Annotated in this window: 11 protein-coding genes and 5 pseudogenes; 8 read left to right on the top strand and 8 right to left on the bottom strand. The window is 60.7% G+C overall.

Annotated features, from left to right (window positions below; genetic code table 11):
• The coding region (locus NKH57_RS28190) for a site-specific integrase (RefSeq protein ID WP_352949311.1) at positions 1-1,389 on the top strand (1,389 nt) is incomplete at its 5' end.
• A 414-nt stretch (positions 1,390-1,803) separates the two neighbouring features.
• Here the strand turns inward: NKH57_RS28190 and NKH57_RS28185 are convergent.
• A pseudogene (locus tag NKH57_RS28185) lies at positions 1,804-2,243 on the bottom strand (Lrp/AsnC family transcriptional regulator).
• Positions 2,244-2,383: 140 nt separating this feature from the next.
• Between NKH57_RS28185 and rocF the strand changes: the two are divergent.
• Together rocF and ocd are read left to right on the top strand one after the other, a co-directional pair.
• Complete coding sequence (gene rocF, locus NKH57_RS28180; protein ID WP_031261242.1) at positions 2,384-3,316, top strand: arginase; 933 nt, start codon at positions 2,384-2,386, stop codon at positions 3,314-3,316.
• Between the two features lie 2 nt (positions 3,317-3,318).
• Positions 3,319-4,374 carry an ornithine cyclodeaminase gene (gene ocd, locus NKH57_RS28175; RefSeq protein ID WP_352949307.1) on the top strand — a complete coding sequence of 352 codons (1,056 nt, stop codon included), beginning with the start codon at positions 3,319-3,321 and terminating at the stop codon, positions 4,372-4,374.
• 45 nt (positions 4,375-4,419) lie between these two features.
• On the opposite strand, the gene NKH57_RS28170 is transcribed toward ocd, so the two are convergent.
• The gene (locus tag NKH57_RS28170) at positions 4,420-4,608 is read right to left on the bottom strand and encodes a hypothetical protein (protein WP_023762580.1); all 189 of its coding nucleotides are present in this window, start codon (positions 4,606-4,608) and stop codon (positions 4,420-4,422) included.
• 1,225 nt (positions 4,609-5,833) lie between these two features.
• Here NKH57_RS28170 and NKH57_RS28165 point away from each other — a divergent pair.
• Positions 5,834-6,310 carry a Ros/MucR family transcriptional regulator gene (locus tag NKH57_RS28165; RefSeq protein ID WP_023762579.1) on the top strand — a complete coding sequence of 159 codons (477 nt, stop codon included), beginning with the start codon at positions 5,834-5,836 and terminating at the stop codon, positions 6,308-6,310.
• Between the two features lie 111 nt (positions 6,311-6,421).
• Here NKH57_RS28165 and NKH57_RS28160 read toward each other — a convergent pair whose 3' ends face one another.
• From NKH57_RS28160 to NKH57_RS28130, 6 genes and pseudogenes are all read right to left on the bottom strand, one after another.
• Positions 6,422-6,898, bottom strand: a complete 477-nt coding sequence (locus NKH57_RS28160; protein ID WP_352949303.1) for a LysR family transcriptional regulator substrate-binding protein — start codon at positions 6,896-6,898, stop codon at positions 6,422-6,424.
• A 302-nt stretch (positions 6,899-7,200) separates the two neighbouring features.
• Positions 7,201-7,948 (bottom strand): annotated as a pseudogene (locus NKH57_RS28150) (ParB N-terminal domain-containing protein); the annotation flags it as partial.
• Between the two features lie 174 nt (positions 7,949-8,122).
• Positions 8,123-8,490: pseudogene (locus NKH57_RS28145) on the bottom strand (DUF2958 domain-containing protein).
• On the bottom strand, positions 8,487-9,458 hold the full coding sequence (locus tag NKH57_RS28140) for an ArdC family protein (RefSeq protein ID WP_352732941.1): 972 nt from the start codon (positions 9,456-9,458) through the stop codon (positions 8,487-8,489). Before NKH57_RS28140 ends, NKH57_RS28145 begins: the two are co-directional and overlap by 4 nt.
• A 183-nt stretch (positions 9,459-9,641) precedes the next feature.
• Complete coding sequence (gene ligD / locus NKH57_RS28135; RefSeq protein ID WP_352949315.1) at positions 9,642-11,579, bottom strand: DNA ligase D; 1,938 nt, start codon at positions 11,577-11,579, stop codon at positions 9,642-9,644.
• A 416-nt stretch (positions 11,580-11,995) separates the two neighbouring features.
• On the bottom strand, positions 11,996-12,361 hold the full coding sequence (locus NKH57_RS28130; RefSeq protein ID WP_352949300.1) for a hypothetical protein: 366 nt from the start codon (positions 12,359-12,361) through the stop codon (positions 11,996-11,998).
• A gap of 250 nt (positions 12,362-12,611) precedes the next feature.
• On the opposite strand from NKH57_RS28130, the gene NKH57_RS28125 reads away from it, so the two are divergent.
• From NKH57_RS28125 to NKH57_RS28110, 4 genes and pseudogenes are all read left to right on the top strand, one after another.
• Positions 12,612-13,196, top strand: a complete 585-nt coding sequence (locus tag NKH57_RS28125; RefSeq protein ID WP_352732949.1) for a hypothetical protein — start codon at positions 12,612-12,614, stop codon at positions 13,194-13,196.
• On the top strand, positions 13,196-13,354 hold the full coding sequence (locus NKH57_RS28120; protein WP_023762570.1) for a hypothetical protein: 159 nt from the start codon (positions 13,196-13,198) through the stop codon (positions 13,352-13,354). The genes NKH57_RS28125 and NKH57_RS28120 overlap by 1 nt, the downstream gene beginning before the upstream one ends.
• A gap of 346 nt (positions 13,355-13,700) precedes the next feature.
• Positions 13,701-13,868, top strand: a pseudogene (locus NKH57_RS28115) (IS91 family transposase); the annotation flags it as partial.
• Positions 13,811-14,649: pseudogene (locus NKH57_RS28110) on the top strand (IS630 family transposase); the annotation flags it as partial. The pseudogenes NKH57_RS28115 and NKH57_RS28110, both read left to right, overlap by 58 nt.
• Between the last annotated feature and the right edge of the window lie 423 nt (positions 14,650-15,072).

Below are 15,072 nucleotides of genomic sequence, written 5' to 3'. Positions count from 1 at the left end.
GATATCTCGGCGGACATCCGCGTTGGCGCGGTCAATATCGTCGGCAGAAGAGCGTCCGAAAAGGGCTATCGGCGGCTCCGTCGGGGGAACGAAAAAAGAAGGGAAGCAGAACGTGTGCGATTTTTGCACGCAACATCTCGTAACTATCGGATTTTATTACTATTCCGCCCCATCCAGCATGGGTGCAATAGCCAGGCTATGGTCTTGATTTTTCAGCATTTTTTCTTTAACATCAATTTGGTAGACGCAAGCGCGGCCACGCCACTTTACGCCAGAATACGACCCTTTTCGCCACGTTTCGATCTTTCAGTGCACACGGAGCGCACACGAAAAAATGGCCACCTACACAAAACTCTCGTCCGGCTCCTGGCGTGTGCAAGTCCGTCGCAAAGGTCGCTACGCCAGCGAGACCTTTCTGAGGACGCACGACGCTGGGCAACCGAAACCGAGCGCCAAGTCGATCGCGGTGAGACGCCGACAAAGTCCCGTATAGCGCGCCTGAAAACCTTCGGCGAACTCATCGACCTTCATATCGACGACATGTGCGATGTAGGCAAGTCCCCTCGCCGCTCCAAGGCCGCAGCCCTCGATATGCTCCGAAGACATCTGGGGAAGTGCAAAATAGTAGCCCTGGATCGCGAACGGCTCATTCGTTTTGGTCGGGACCGGGCCGACCAAGGCGCCGGACCGATGACTCTCGGTATCGACATCGGCTCTATAAAACTCATTCTGGCTCATGCCGCTGCAGTTCACGGCCTGCCCGTCAAGGTCGAACCAGTCGATCTCGCGCGTATCGCCCTCAAGAGACTTGGCCTCATTGGGAAAGGCCACCAGCGCGACAGACGGCCGACGCAGGATGAACTCGACAGGCTCATCGGTCACTTCGATGCAAACCCTCGTCAAATTGCTCCGCTTAGCCAGATCATACGTTTCGCCGTCGCAACCGCGATGCGCCAGGAGGAGATCTGCAAGGTGCGTTGGTCCGACCTGGAATCTCGCACGCGGATGCTTCTTATCCGTGATCGGAAAGACCCTCGGAACAAGAACGGCAACAATCAGCGCATACCGCTATTCGCGGCAACTGGATACGATGCATGGGCCATTGTCGAGGAGCAGCGGGCAAAGCGTAGCAACGACGATGATCGAATTTTCCCATTCAATCATAGGTCAGTCGGCACCGCCTTCCGTCGGGGATGCACTGACCTGAGCATCCACGACCTACATTTTCATGATTTGCGGCACGAAGGAACGAGTCGGCTTTTCGAGGCCGGATTCACGATCGAACAAGTTGCGCTGGTAACTGGGCACAAGGACGGGAAAATGTTGAAGCGCTACACCCATCTGAAGCCGGAGGCTCTCCACGCGCTGTTGGCAGCGCGCGCCGCATAGATGTGAGTGTCAAAAGGTTCTTCACGATAGAACAAGTCGCTTTGGTCACGGGGCACAAGGATTGGAAGATGTTGCGTCGATATTCGCATATCAAGCGGAAACCCTGCACACGATCCGAGTTGCGAGGGCAGCCTAGTGAAAGGCGAGATCGAATACGGCCTCCGGATCGCTGGGCATTATAAGATCCAGCAATGGTCTTAGGACTGCCAGCGTCACCAACCCGCATCAGCGTGGCGGAGTTGTCGGCGATGAACTTGCGTTGATCTGTGAGGTTGGCTAGCTGTGAGCGGCTATCGTCCTACCCTATTTCGGTCGGGCTCACGGCGAACAGAAACTGGCCGGCCGAGAAGCTCTGCATCGTTAGAAGCGCTGGTTTGCATCTCACTCGCCCGCACAGTCGGCCTTGATCGGATTTTAAGCTAGTCGTGCCCGGGTCGTGCGCGGCGTCGCCAGGAGCAGACTAGTTTCGCTGCCCGTTATGCCGGCTATGAGCCGGATGCGCCGCAGCACCGCATCGAAATCGGTCAGTGATGCGGTCCCGAGCTCGACCACCAGGTCCCAGCGGCCATTGGTGGTGTGGATGGTCGAGACTTCAGGGAAGCCGCCCAGCGCCCGGACCACGCGGTCAGCGGCGTGGCCCTCAATCTCAATCAGCATGATACCTCGGATGCGCTGATCAACGGCGTCGGCGCGCAGCACCACCGTGTAGCCGATGATGTCGCCGGATCGCTCCACCGCTCCATCCGTGCCCTGACTGTGGCGCGCGAGACGCCGAGGTCGACGGCGAGGTCAGACACGCTGCGCCGCGCATCATGCCGAAGCAAGGTCACGAGCCGTTCGTCCAGCGCATCCATCGGGATTACCATTTTGGCCAATTTCGCTGCTATTACGATAAACAATGCTTTTCGAATTGCCAATTCTGCCTGTTCATATCGCCGGCTCGCCATGATCTCCTCGCGGGTCATTCGAACTTGGTCAGCGGGAAAACAAGACAATGCGTTGTAGAATCGTCGGGGCGCCAGTGCAGGATGGCGCTGGCAGGATGGGATGTGAGATGGGGCCAAGTGCGCTCAGGACGGCCGGACTTGCTGAAGTGCTGTCCGGCCTCGGCCACGCTGTCGAGGATATGGGGGCCGTCCAGGCAATTCCGGCGAGGCGCGTCGTGCATGGCAATTTGGCGCTGAAGGCCTTGCCCGAGATATCAGCCTGGACATCCGCGATTGCTCACGCCGCCTACGCCGCGAGCGAGAATGCCATGCCGATCTTTCTCGGCGGCGACCATTCGATATCCGCTGGGACCGTGTCTGGCATCGCCCGCCGCGCTGCCGAAGCCGGACGCCCGCTGTTCGTGCTGTGGCTCGACGCGCATCCGGACTTCCACACGCTCGACACCACCGCCAGCGGCAATCTGCACGGCGTTCCGCTCGCTTACGCCAGCGGCCAGCCAGGTTTTAGCGGCTATTTTCCGGATCTGCCGGCTGCGGTCGATCCCAAGCGCATCTGCACCATGGGCCTGCGCAGTGTCGACCCGGCCGAGCGTCACGCGCTCAACCAGGCGGGCGTGACCGTGCACGACATGCGCGCCATCGACGAGCATGGCATCGCGCCGCTGCTGCGCGCCTTTCTGGCGCGGGTATCTGCAGAGGACGGGCTGCTGCATGTCAGCCTCGACGTTGACTTCCTCGACCCGTCCATTGCGCCGGCTGTCGGCACCACGGTTCCCGGCGGCGCGACTTTCCGCGAGGCGCATCTGGTGATGGAGATGCTGTCCGACAGCGGCCTCGTCTCCAGCCTCGACCTGGTCGAGTTGAATCCCTTTCTGGATGAGCGTGGCCGAACTGCGACGCTGATGGTCGACCTGACGGCGAGCCTGATGGGCCGCCGCATCATGGACCGCCCCACCCGCAGCCATTCCGGGAGCTTTTGATCATGGCCACGGCAAAGTTGAACATCGTCCCCTTCGTCAGCGTCGACCGGATGATGAAGCTGGTGAACGCCATCGGCGTCGAGCGCTTCCTGACCGAGCTCGCCGGCTACATCGAGCAAGACTTCCGTCGCTGGGAACTTTTCGACAAAACGCCTCGCATCGCATCGCACAGCCATGACGGGGTCATCGAACTGATGCCTACAAGCGATGGGCGGCTCTATGGCTTCAAATATGTCAACGGCCATCCCAAGAACATGCGCCAGGGTTTGCAGACGGTGACGGCCTTCGGCGTGCTCGCCGATGTCGGTAGCGGCTACCCGATGCTGCTCACCGAGATGACCATACTGACGGCGCTGCGTACCGCCGCCACATCCGCTGTCGCGGCCAAGTATCTGGCGCCGGGCGGCGCGCGCACCATGGCCATCATCGGCAATGGGGCCCAATCGGAATTCCAGGCGATCGCCTTCAAGGCGCTGACCGGCATCGACAGGCTCAGGCTCTACGACATCGATCGATCCGCCTCGCGGAAATGCGCGAAGAACCTGGCTGGCATGGGATTTGACATCACCATCTGCGCATCCGGGCAGGAAGCGGTTGAAGGGGCCGGGATCATCACGACCGTCACCGCCGACAAACAGTGCGCCACCATCCTCACCGACAACATGGTCGGCTCCGGCGTCCACATCAACGCCGTCGGCGGCGATTGCCCCGGCAAGACCGAACTCCACAAGGACATCCTGCTGCGCTCCGACATTTTCGTCGAGTTCCCGCCGCAGACACGCATCGAGGGCGAGATCCAGCAGCTGGATCTCGACCATCCGGTGACCGAACTCTGGCAAGTAATCGCCGGCAAGGTGCAAGGCCGGAGAGACGCCAAGCAGATCACGCTGTTCGATTCCGTCGGCTTCGCCATCGAGGATTTTTCGGCCCTGCGCTATGTGCGCGACCAGTTGCAAGCGACCGGCCTCTACGAGGAGCTCGATCTGCTGGCCGATCCCGACGAGCCACGCGACCTTTTCGGCATGCTGCTGAGGGCAGCCCTGAAGCCGGCCGCATAAAAGGCTCGCTTAAAACTGCAGAGACGGTATGGTTCCCATCAGAGGTCACCACGGGCGACCCACCCTACGTTTCCGGTCGACAGCGTTCAGGAAGACCACGAGATCATCGGCATACTCCATGTCGAGGTCGACGGCTTGGTGGCCTTCGTACACAGCCGGCAGCCCGGTGAACACGTCGAACACCATCCAGGACTCATCCGCTTCCTTCCTCAAGTCGTACCGTAGGGACACCATCAGGGAAGCCTGATGTGGGTCGGGAATATTTGGTAGAAATTTCTGAGCGGGTGATCGGATGATAGGCACGCGCGCCGACCCCCCGTGCCCATCAGGTTCCACGACAAGAGGCACGGCCGGTTCCGTGCGTTGGCAGCTCGCGGCTATCCCTATCTGCGTGGTCGTCCCATGCAAAAAGCCCGTCGCTTCGGGGGAAAGCGACGGGCTTTTGTAGGGCGGTATTGTAACATAGCCGCTCCGTAATGATGACTGGCACCGGTGAACATTCGATTAAAAAGCCCGCCAACCTTTCGGCTGACGGGCATAGCTAGGACTGGCTAGGATCTACCCAGCACCGGCTTGGTATCTTGGCAGAGCAGTTGATTGCAAGATCAGGCTGGCACAATTTTGGATTGGACGGCTGAATCAAACGCCCGGCGACGGAAGCCCGAGAGTAGGCCCGCGCCCAAGCTCGGGGCAAAGGCGGGCCCGGCCAAGGGTCGCGCACCTTGACCAGCAGCGAGGGGTGCTGCCGCCAGAGAAACCAGTGCCTAAATATTAGGTTCCGCTAATGTGATCAAAAAGGCCCACACCCGACATAAGCATGGGTGGGCGGGTCTTGGAGTGGCTAGGAATCAACCCAGCATAGGTCAACGAGCGGCGGAGGGCTGGTTGCGCTCATCGTTCACCGGCATTTTACCTTACGCGACGTTTCCCGGGCGTTGACGGCATGGTAAGCCGACCACAAGGACGCGGTGCGGTTCGATCGGGAGATGGGGGCATCACTCGGTCGGGCCAGGCTCAGGCAGGGCTCCGCGTCCGCACCATTTCAAAATTTGGGCATAGGTGAACGAGCGGCGGAGGGGTTGGTTGCGATCACCTATTGCCGCTCTCTGCCCTTAAGCTCATCCAGAGAAACAGAGCGCCCGAAATTTTCGTGGACCGCGTAGCCTTGACGCACCGCCTCCGTTGGCAGTTTCTCCATAACCTTCCGCTTGGCAATCTCCCGGCGAATTGCCAGCGCACGACGGATTATGGCGGGTCCGCCCTCCTGCCCAATTGCGCTTACACCTTCATTGCTGTGCGGTGCCGCGCCCGAACTGGTTCATGCAGAGTTTCCTGACCCATGCGCCAGCCGCGTTCCATCGTAACTTCTTGTCTTGTGCACCTGGTGCGCTTTGCTGTAGCGAGGCTGCTGACGCAGATCGGGCTACGGCACCTGAAGAGCAGATGAAAGGTCGGCCAAATGCCTGAAGATCTTATCGAGTCCGACGTGGAATTGCTGGAGATGACCGCTGACATCGTTTCCGCCTATGTCAGCAATAACCCGGTTCCAGTTGCGGAACTCGCCCGCGTAATTGCCGATACCTATGAGGCGATCAGCAAGCTGCAGGGCGCGCGCCCACCCAAAGCGGAAGAGAAGCCTACACCCGCTATCCCGATCAAGAAATCGGTGACGCCCGATTTCATCATCTGTCTGGAAGACGGCAAGAAGTTTAAATCGCTCAAGCGGCACTTAGGCACCCACTACGATCTGACGCCAGATGCGTACCGCGCGAAATGGGGCCTGCCCTCCGATTACCCAATGGTTGCGCCGAACTATGCCGCGGTGCGATCCGCGATGGCGAAGGCGATCGGCCTGGGACGGAAGGCCGTAGAGCCTGAACCCGTAACGTTGCCGGCGCCGGCCAAGCGCCGCAAGATCGGCATCAAGACAACCTGACATCCGGGCTATTTTGCACAAAAGCCCGCATTCTGTTCAAGGGCGCGGAGCGATCGCCTTCCGTCAGAAAGAACCCTGCCTCTTGTTCCATGGCAGCCGCTGCCGAGTACATTAGCCCTCAAGGGATGATCCCCCTCTAGCCGACGGCATCTCGGAAAACGCGGCGATGATTGCCTCGAGCGACACATTCAGTGCGTTCGAAAAGGTCCTGCCCTTCTGCCAAATCGCAACGTAGTGATAGAGCGCGGACGGTTCCACCGGTTTTGCTTCGAGATGAAATGCCGCGTATTCACGCGCAATGATCTCATTGGTTATCGAAATGCCCAGGCCAGCCGAAACGTATCCGTCTTCGTGACCGTTGCAATCGAATTCCACCAGTATGTCTGGCTCAACGCCGGCGAAGCGCAAGGCATTAAAGTTCATTTGGTGGGCCGCGAACTGGGGATCGATATCGACGATCGTTTCGCCTGCCAGGTCTTGCGCCTCGATACAGGTCTGTTTTGAAAAGCGGTGGTCGGGATGAAAGATGCATACGTTTCGTGCGGATCCAAGCGGCGCCCACTCAAACAGGCGTGGATCCAGGGGCAATCTCGAGATTCCGAGATCCGCGCGCCCAGCCAGGATGTGCTCGCCGATCTGACATTCGAAGCGGTCTTTGAGTGGATAATCGCCACGACCTTGGGCAAGGTCACGAAGCCGAAAACAGAGGGCGCGGCAATCGCAATCCGTTGCTTTTCCTCGTTCTTCATAGCGAAGATCGACGCCTCCAGGCGATCGAGCGACGTCAGGGCAAGTTCTACGTTTCGCAGGAGTTCCCAGGCTTCCTGCAAGGGGACGATGCGGTTGACTGATCTCTTGAAGAGTGTGATGCCGAGCGTGATCTCGAGTTGCTTCACGTGTTGACTGACAGCCGGCTGGCTTATCCCGCGCGCTGCCGCCGCTCGCCTTGTCGATCCGGCCCGCAAGACTTCCCGGAACACCTTCAGTTGACTCAGCAGGCGCCGGATCTGCTGCGGCTCCTTCGACCAGGAGTTTTCGAGCGCCTCCCAGACCTGCTCCTGACGCGTGTGATCGTCGGTCACGGTAAAGGCCATGAGTTGCTCGAGCTGCATGCCATCCTGCTCGTAAACCTCCTGCAGCTTGGCCGAAACCCTGGCCAGCCTCAGGCGCTGCTGCACGAATGTTGCGGAGACGAAGAAGCGTGCCGCAATCTCCTCATGGCTTGCGCCCTGGTCGTGAAGGGTCTGGAAGGCGCGAAACATGTCGAGCGGATGTAAATCTTCGCGCTGAAAATTCTCGGCCAGCGAATCCTCCTCGATCGGGACCGCGCTGTGAGCGTCGCTGACAACGCAGGGAACTGGCTCGGTCTTGATCATGCGCTTCTGCTTGACCAGCAGTTCCAGCGCGCGATAGCGGCGCCCGCCAGCCGGCACCTCAAACATGCCGGTCTCGTTACCCTCGCCATCCAGCACGGCCGGAGAGGTTCTGGAGCAGGCCGCGCCGTGCGATCGACGCGGCGAGGTCCTCTATCGTTTCCCCGCGCTTGATGCGCCGGACATTGGACTGGCTCAGCATCAGCTTGTTGAAGGGGATGTCACGTGAAGCGTTGAGGGTGATCGTCTGCTTGGGCGTAGCCATGGGATTATCTCCGCGACGGGGCGACCGAGACTCTCTCGACCTCCAACCCCGTCAAAAAAGACGGGCGCAGCCCTCTCACTCTAGGACTGCGCCGCACACCGAAGATCCAGAGGGGGACAGGGCCGCAGACACGACTTTGCGCATCTGCGGCTTTGCGGATTTCAAGGTGAGATCTCACTTGCCGTCCCGGCCATGCTGGGCGGCGTGGTAGAGATGCGTTCGGCTCGCGAAGGTTTCCGACCCGGCGGGCGGCCTCTGCCCAGACCGAAATCGGCAGGTCGGTGCCAAAGAGGATGTCGCGCTCGATGCCCATGCCGAAGGGCAGCCGGATCGAAGTCATCTCAAGGACACGAGAAACTGCCCTGCTCCGGATAGCCGAGATCGGCGAGACCGAACATGGTGTCGCCATCGGCATCCAGCGCGGTTGCGAGTCAGGCTCCTTCGCCGAGTGGATTGAAGAACTTCACGACCGGTACGTGTTCGGCGTCGCGCCCGCGGCCGTAGCGAGCAGGCACGCGCAGTTCCTCGGTGAGAACGATCATGCCGCCCTCCTCTCGATCTCGGCCTCATCGACGTCGGCCCGGTCTGCCCTGGCTGCACCGTCAGGTTGCGGCAGGAAGGCGAGCAACCAGTCGGCCGCCTTGCTGGCCTGGGAGGCGGCACGCACGATGGCGCGGTTGTCTTCGCGCAGGACCTCGAGCCAGGAGGCCAGGTAATCGGCGTGGCGCACGGTCGGCACAATACCTAGCGAGGCGCAGCAGAAGGCCGCGTTCATTTCGGCGACCAGTTCCTCGAAAGCATATCGCTTTGTGCCGAAGGCGCCGCCGAGGTCACGGCCGACGCGGGAGGGATGGCCGGTCGCATGCCCAAGCTCGTGCAGGGCGGTGCGGTGCCAGTCGATGGTCTGGAAATACGCCTGCGGAGGTGGCACCTGCACGTAGTCGTGCGCCGGCACATAATAGGCGCTATTGCCGCCGATGCGGAAATCGATCCCTGTCGCCTTGATCAGTGCGTCGACAGCCGGTTCGATCAGTCCGGGCTCTGGTGCGGGCGGAAACACCGCCAGATCGTCGGGCAGATTTTCGCATTGCGCAACGTTGAACACGGTGAAGCGCTTCAGGAACGGTATCGCCTGGGCTGCCTCGCCGGTCTCCCGCGCGCGATTCTTCTCGTCGTCAGGGATGAAGCGGTCAGCATAGACGACGGTGGTTCCGTGTTCGCCCTTGCGGACATGGCCGCCCAGCGATAGCGCCTGGCGGAAAGTCAGCCAGCCCTGGACGGGAAAGCCATGCTCGACGACCGCACCCCACAGGATTAGCACGTTGATCCCCGAATAGGCGCGGCCAGAGGCGGCATTGGCCGGCATGGCGAGGGATGCTTGCGTCGCCGCCGTGCCCCAGGGCTGCACCCAGGGAAAGTGCCCAGCTTCCAGCTCGGCGATGATCTTGTTCGTAATATCGTCATAGAGGCTTGTCCGGTCGGCGCCGGCGCGAGCGTAATGTCTGGACATCGCGTTTCTCCGCGACGGGCCCCGGAGGCCTCTCCTCCAGCTCTCAACCCGTCACGGCAAACCGGTCCGTACTCTCACTCTAGAGGGCGTGGCCGGGGCCTCGAAGGGGGACGCTCCCGAACTTGGGGCAAAGGCGGTCCGCGCCAAATCAGCAAATGTCGCTGACCATCTAGTATCGTTGTACTACCGGACTGCGTGGCGGATGCGGTCGGTAAGCGTTTGTTCGACGTCGAAATATCCTTCCCAGGCTTCGGGCAACTGAGCCCGCGCGGCGGCGGCGAAAACATCGAAACCGTTGGCGCTTTCGCAGGTGGGCAACTCATCCCAGCTGACGGGCACCGCGCACGACGCCCCCGCGCGTGCCCGAGTCGACCAGGGGCAGATTGCAGTGGAGCCCTGGCCGTTGCGCAGGTAATCGAGAAACATTCGGCCCTTGCGCTTCATCTTGCTCATGTTGGCGACGAAGCGCGACGGATCTGTGCGGGCCAGCAGTTCGGCGAAGTCTTGGCAGAAGCTCTTGACCTCGTCCCAGTCTGCCTTCGGCAGGAGCGGGACGACCACATGAACGCCCTTGCCGCCGGACAGCAACGGCCACGACTGCAGTCCAAGCGCTTCCAGAATGCCTCGAATGTCGAGGGCTGCCTGCTTGACGGCAGCAAAGCCCAAGGCCTCGTCGGGGTCGATGTCGAAGATCATGCGGTGCGGCAGATCCGGCTGCTGGCGACGGCTTCCCCAGATGTGGAATTCGAGCACGTTCATCTGGACACCTGCGATCAACCCAGCCAGGTCATCGACCCACAAGATGCGGCTTTCCTTACCGGACATCTTCTCCAGCTGGCCGTCATGGATAGCCTTGGGCATGCCTGGCAGTCTGTGCTTCTGAAAGAAGGTCTGCTGCAGGTCGCCGTCGGTATCGCGCACCAGCGACAGCGGCCGATCCTGGATGTGCGGCAGCATCTTCTCGGCGACCACGGCGTAGTAGGCGGCGAGCGTTGCCTTGGTCACCTTGGTGCCTGGATACATGACCTTGTCTGGATGCGTCAGCTTGACGCCGACAGCAGCGGCGATCTCCTTGCCGATTCCCGGATCGAGATTGGCGGAGCCAAGAGTTGCCGGCGTCTTCGGCATTTCCATCACCACCTGGTCGGCGCGCTTGTCTTCGCGCATGCCCTCAAAGCTTGGATGCCGCAAGCTGCCGTCCGGTGTCACTTCGGCATAGGTAACCTCTGCAACAAGCTCGGGCTTCACCCATTTGGCACGTCGGGCAATGTCTCTCGGAACGGAGGCGAAAGCCGGTTTCTCAACACGGCGTTTCTCGAGCTTCGCGAGGATGTCCTTGCGCATCGCCTCGGTGAACCCCGTGCCGACGCGGCCGCGATAAATGAGCTGGCCATTGTCGTAAGTGCCGAGGATCAACGATGCCATGCCACGCCCCGTGTCACTTGGGCGATAGCCGCCGACAACGAATTCCTGTCGCTTCGTGCACTTGATCTTGAGCCAACCCCAGGTGCGTTCGCCGACGTAGGGGCTGTCGGCGCGCTTGGCGATGACGCCTTCGTGACCGCCCTGGCACATGGCGTCAAACACCCTTCTGCCTTGGTCGACGATGTGGCTGGAGAATTGCAGGCTGTCGTCAGGGCGGCGCGCGCCCAGCAGGGACTCAAGTCGCGCCTTGCGTTCGAGGAGCGGCTGGTTCGACAGATCTTCGCCATCCAATTCAAGCAGATCGAAGGCGTAGAACTTGAGGAGCATACCCGCGGCAATGCCGGTTTTCAGCATGGAGAAGTTCGTACGGCCCTGGCTGTCGATGGCAACGATCTCACCATCGATCAGAACCGCGCCTTTGGTCAGATTCTGAAGCGGCGGCAAGATGACCTTGAACTGTCGGGTCCAGTCGTGGCCATTGCGGGTATAGACGACGACATTCGAGCCGGAGATGGCGACTTGGGCACGATAGCCGTCGAACTTCATCTCGAAGAGCCAATCCCCGCCCACCGGTATGTGGTCTGTCAGCGTGCATAGCTGGAAGGGACGAAACTTCGGGAGCCGATATGTAGGGACAGATTCTGAGTCTCTGCGCCGTGCGCGGCTTTTACTGAGGGTGCCGTCTACAGCCGACATGCGGAACTCGGATACATAGTCCGATTCAATACCCTGCCTGGGATTCGGTTCCATGCCCAAGCATCCCGCGCCGGTGACCGTCGGCGCTCAAAGGAATAAAGGCGTATAAGCCGCAGTCCTGCGCGCGGCCGCAACAGCGGACCATTGTCGCGCGCAGGACGGAGGAAATTCGCCCCCGCCGCGGGCGGTGAACGGGACAGCCGTAGGAGCGTCAGCATAGCGCCGGCCGCAGGACGGGACGCGGGACCGACTGTCCCCGTCCGCGGTGGTCCGCATATTTTAGTCGACGCCGACCGCGGAGATGGCGCGGGATTTCCGGCCCTCGACAGTCCGGCCGCTGACCGAGATCGGATTGTCCCAAACCAGAGCCGAGTTGGCCTGGACGAAATCGATGAGGTCGTGGATCCCTTCACCCCTCAATTGCGTGGCAGCTTGTGAATTTCCAACCTGACAGGCCCGCCTCTCTCACAACTCGTGCAAAAAAGTGCTCGCTCGACCGAACTGAACAGAGCGCCCTTTCCATAGCGCTTGATGAGCCCGGCAGGCTTTACCGTTGCATGGTGCGAACACGATCTGCACCAAGCCCGCAATACATGCCATTCGCGAAGATCGCCGAGCGCCACATCCAGGCCCGCGTGAACGCTGCCATCGACCATGGCCTGCGGTGGGATCTTGACCTCGCCTGGTGTCAGGATTTTCTCCATCACATGTCGGCTGTTGTAGTGGATCAGCAGCATGCCCGGGCGGCGCCGGATGGCGGCCTGCCAGGCTGCCTGGCTCACCGTTGAATCGGGGGAGCGAAATGGTTTCTGCCAAAGCCTGCTCCTCGCGCTCCCAGACCTCGATCCGAAAATTGTCTTCCGCGGTTGTTTCCATAGCGTCGCCGGCCAGCGCGATTGACGCCGGGCCCGTCCCTTTGCTGCTCCAGATCACGCTGAAATAAGGAACATATTCCTCCCTCGTCAAGGGGACGCTTGATTCTTTGTTCTCATTTTGTTCGCATCGGCAGGATTAGGTTATAGGAGGCGAACCATGGAACTTCGCTTGAACATTGACGACGCAACACCCCAAGAGCTCGCACGTGGAATCGCGGCAGCCGAAGCAGTATTTGAACGCGCCGGCATTATGGCTTTGCAAGGCGCGGAAGGACTGTTCGCGTTGGAAGGCTGGGATTTCAAAGGCTTTCCTGAAGACGACAAGCCTACCGAGGACGAAGATCGGACCGCCACAGTCTGGATGGAGGCCGACAAGGCCGCGGTGACCGCATGTTGTGCTGGATGGCCGGAAGTTCCACACCATCAGGTCATGGAACTGATCAACGTTCCTCGGACGAAGCTGCAAGCCGAAGCGGTTCCAGATAGCTGGCCAGAACGGAAGCAGCTCTATCCTGACGTCGTCAAGCGGCTGGAGATCACGAGCGGCCCGGACCGCCAGATCGATTTCGATATTGCGTTCGTTCTCGGTTGGGTTCCCGAGCGGCCGACCCTGGACCGGGTTGAGCCGCTTTCGGAGCTGGAGACCGTATCCCCCTCTTCACCAGCGACCTTGCCCAGGTCGAAGAGATGCTCGCAAAGCGCTCAAGGACTGGACAATCGAGATCGACCGGGACCCCTGTGATGCCCCCCGACCCGGCGGCCAGCGATGACGATGATGAATTGCGCATGGCGGCATGGCGTGATTTCGACGGCACCTTGCATATGGAGAAGCCGCCGGCAAATCCCGCAATCGCGCTGACGCTGGCAATGATGCGCGGCCAATCAATGCATTTCGAATAGTGGTCAAACGCAGTCGGGGCTCACCGACGCCATCGGTGATCGACCGCGACTGGCCGCACCAGATTGCGCTGCCGGATGATCTCTGCACCGACCGGAACTTCACCATGATCGCGAAGTTCTGCCAGGAACGAGGGCTTAAGCACCAGACGCGCTATGTACAGGCGATATGGCCGAACCGCAAATATGAAACCTATCGGCTCCATTGCTTCAGCGATGCCGCATCGGCAGAGGCGTTCCTTGATCACTTCGAGGGGCTGATGTTCGATCCGAGGCGGGATCGGGAGAATGGAAAAGTGCGAGGCGTCTGGCGCCGCACGGGCGAATACACGCCGGTGCTCGATCTCGGTGGCTTGCCGAGCGCGAGGCCGACCTGCTGCCGGTCGGATACTTCCACGTCGTATTCACGCTCCCCGCCGAGGTCGCCGACATCGCATTCCAGAACAAGGCGGCGGTCTACGACGTGCTGTTCAAGGCGGCATCGGAGACGATGCTGACGATCGCCGCCGATCCGAAGCCCCGTCAGCCTACCGCGTCGTGGATGGCATCAAACAACATGCGTGCCGAAAATGGTTGGAGTTGCTGGCCGACGCCTTCGTCAAATTGACCGACCAGGAACAGCTGTCGCGCGAGACGGTGCGTCGGCGTTGGCCGAGAACGATCTCAAGCCCTGGCGCAAGGACATGTGGTGCATTCCCAAGGTCGACGCCGAGTATGTCGCGCGCATGGAGGATGTGCTCGACCTCTACGCCGAGGCGCCGGATCCACAGCGGCCGGTCCTGTGCTTCGACGAAAGCCCGACCCAGCTCATCGGCGAAGTGCGGCAGCCGATCCCGGCCGCGCCGGGAAGGCTGGAGCGGCATGACTTCGAATACAAACGCAATGGCACTGCCAACCTGTTCGTCTTCCTCGATGCCCACCGATCCTGGCGCACGGTGAAAGTCACCGAGCGGCGCGCCGCTCACGACTTTGCCCACTGCATGCGCGACCTTGCCGATATCTATTATCCGCAAGCCGAGTGCATCCGCGTCGTCCTCGACAATCTGTCGACCCACACGCCCGCCGCACTCTACCAGCTGGAATTCCATTACACGCCAAAGCACGCCAGCTGGCTCAACATGGTCGAGATCGAGATCGGCGTCCGGCGCAGTCAGTGCCTCGACCGCCGCATCGAAAGTCGTGACAGCCCCATTGCCGAGGTCGCCGCGTGGGAAAACCAGCGAAATAACAGCGGCGCCCGCATCAATTGGATGTTCTCAACCGAACAGGCCCGCCCCAAAATGGCTAAAGCCTATCCGGCAAAGAGTCATAATCCTGCAGAGCCACTAGAACCGAAACACGATCCCGGCCCGCCTGCGGTAGCACCTGACGCGCCGGCGGCCATGTCGCCAGTAACTACGGCAGACCCTTCTCCAGCCCCGCCGGCGGTGGTGGCGGCGATAGTGGCCGTAATCTGGGTCGTAATAAGGGTCGTCGTAGCGCCGATGGTAGACCGGCTCCACTTCCGCCTGAGTACCTTCGTCATCGAAGGTCGGTGAGTCTGGCGCGTCGAGTTCATCGAGAATGCCGCTTTTGGCCCCTGGAACACCTGCCACTGCGTCGATAGGCCGAACCGCGCTTGCAAAGGCCGCTGCCCCTGCAATGCCAAACATTGCTGTCAAGAAGGATCGCCGATCCATAGAAAGCCTCCAGTGTTACACAACTCTAATGGTACCAACTCT

The sequence above is a fragment of the Mesorhizobium sp. M1050 genome, assembly GCF_040318715.1.
GTDB lineage: Bacteria > Pseudomonadota > Alphaproteobacteria > Rhizobiales > Rhizobiaceae > Mesorhizobium.
The sequence above is the reverse complement of the archived record's forward strand: the minus strand, read 5'-3'. Positions and strand labels throughout refer to the sequence as shown.

Excerpts from the sequence above, each read along its gene's own strand:
- rocF (WP_031261242.1), top strand. The coding sequence starts at position 2,384 with ATGCGTTGTAGAATCGTCGGGGCGCCAGTGCAGGATGGCGCTGGCAGG.
- ocd (WP_352949307.1), top strand. The coding sequence starts at position 3,319 with ATGGCCACGGCAAAGTTGAACATCGTCCCCTTCGTCAGCGTCGACCGG.
- NKH57_RS28170 (WP_023762580.1), bottom strand. The coding sequence starts at position 4,608 with ATGGTGTCCCTACGGTACGACTTGAGGAAGGAAGCGGATGAGTCCTGG.
- NKH57_RS28165 (WP_023762579.1), top strand. The coding sequence starts at position 5,834 with ATGCCTGAAGATCTTATCGAGTCCGACGTGGAATTGCTGGAGATGACC.
- NKH57_RS28140 (WP_352732941.1), bottom strand. The coding sequence starts at position 9,458 with ATGTCCAGACATTACGCTCGCGCCGGCGCCGACCGGACAAGCCTCTAT.
- ligD (WP_352949315.1), bottom strand. The coding sequence starts at position 11,579 with ATGTCGGCTGTAGACGGCACCCTCAGTAAAAGCCGCGCACGGCGCAGA.
- NKH57_RS28125 (WP_352732949.1), top strand. The coding sequence starts at position 12,612 with ATGGAACTTCGCTTGAACATTGACGACGCAACACCCCAAGAGCTCGCA.
- NKH57_RS28120 (WP_023762570.1), top strand. The coding sequence starts at position 13,196 with ATGCCCCCCGACCCGGCGGCCAGCGATGACGATGATGAATTGCGCATG.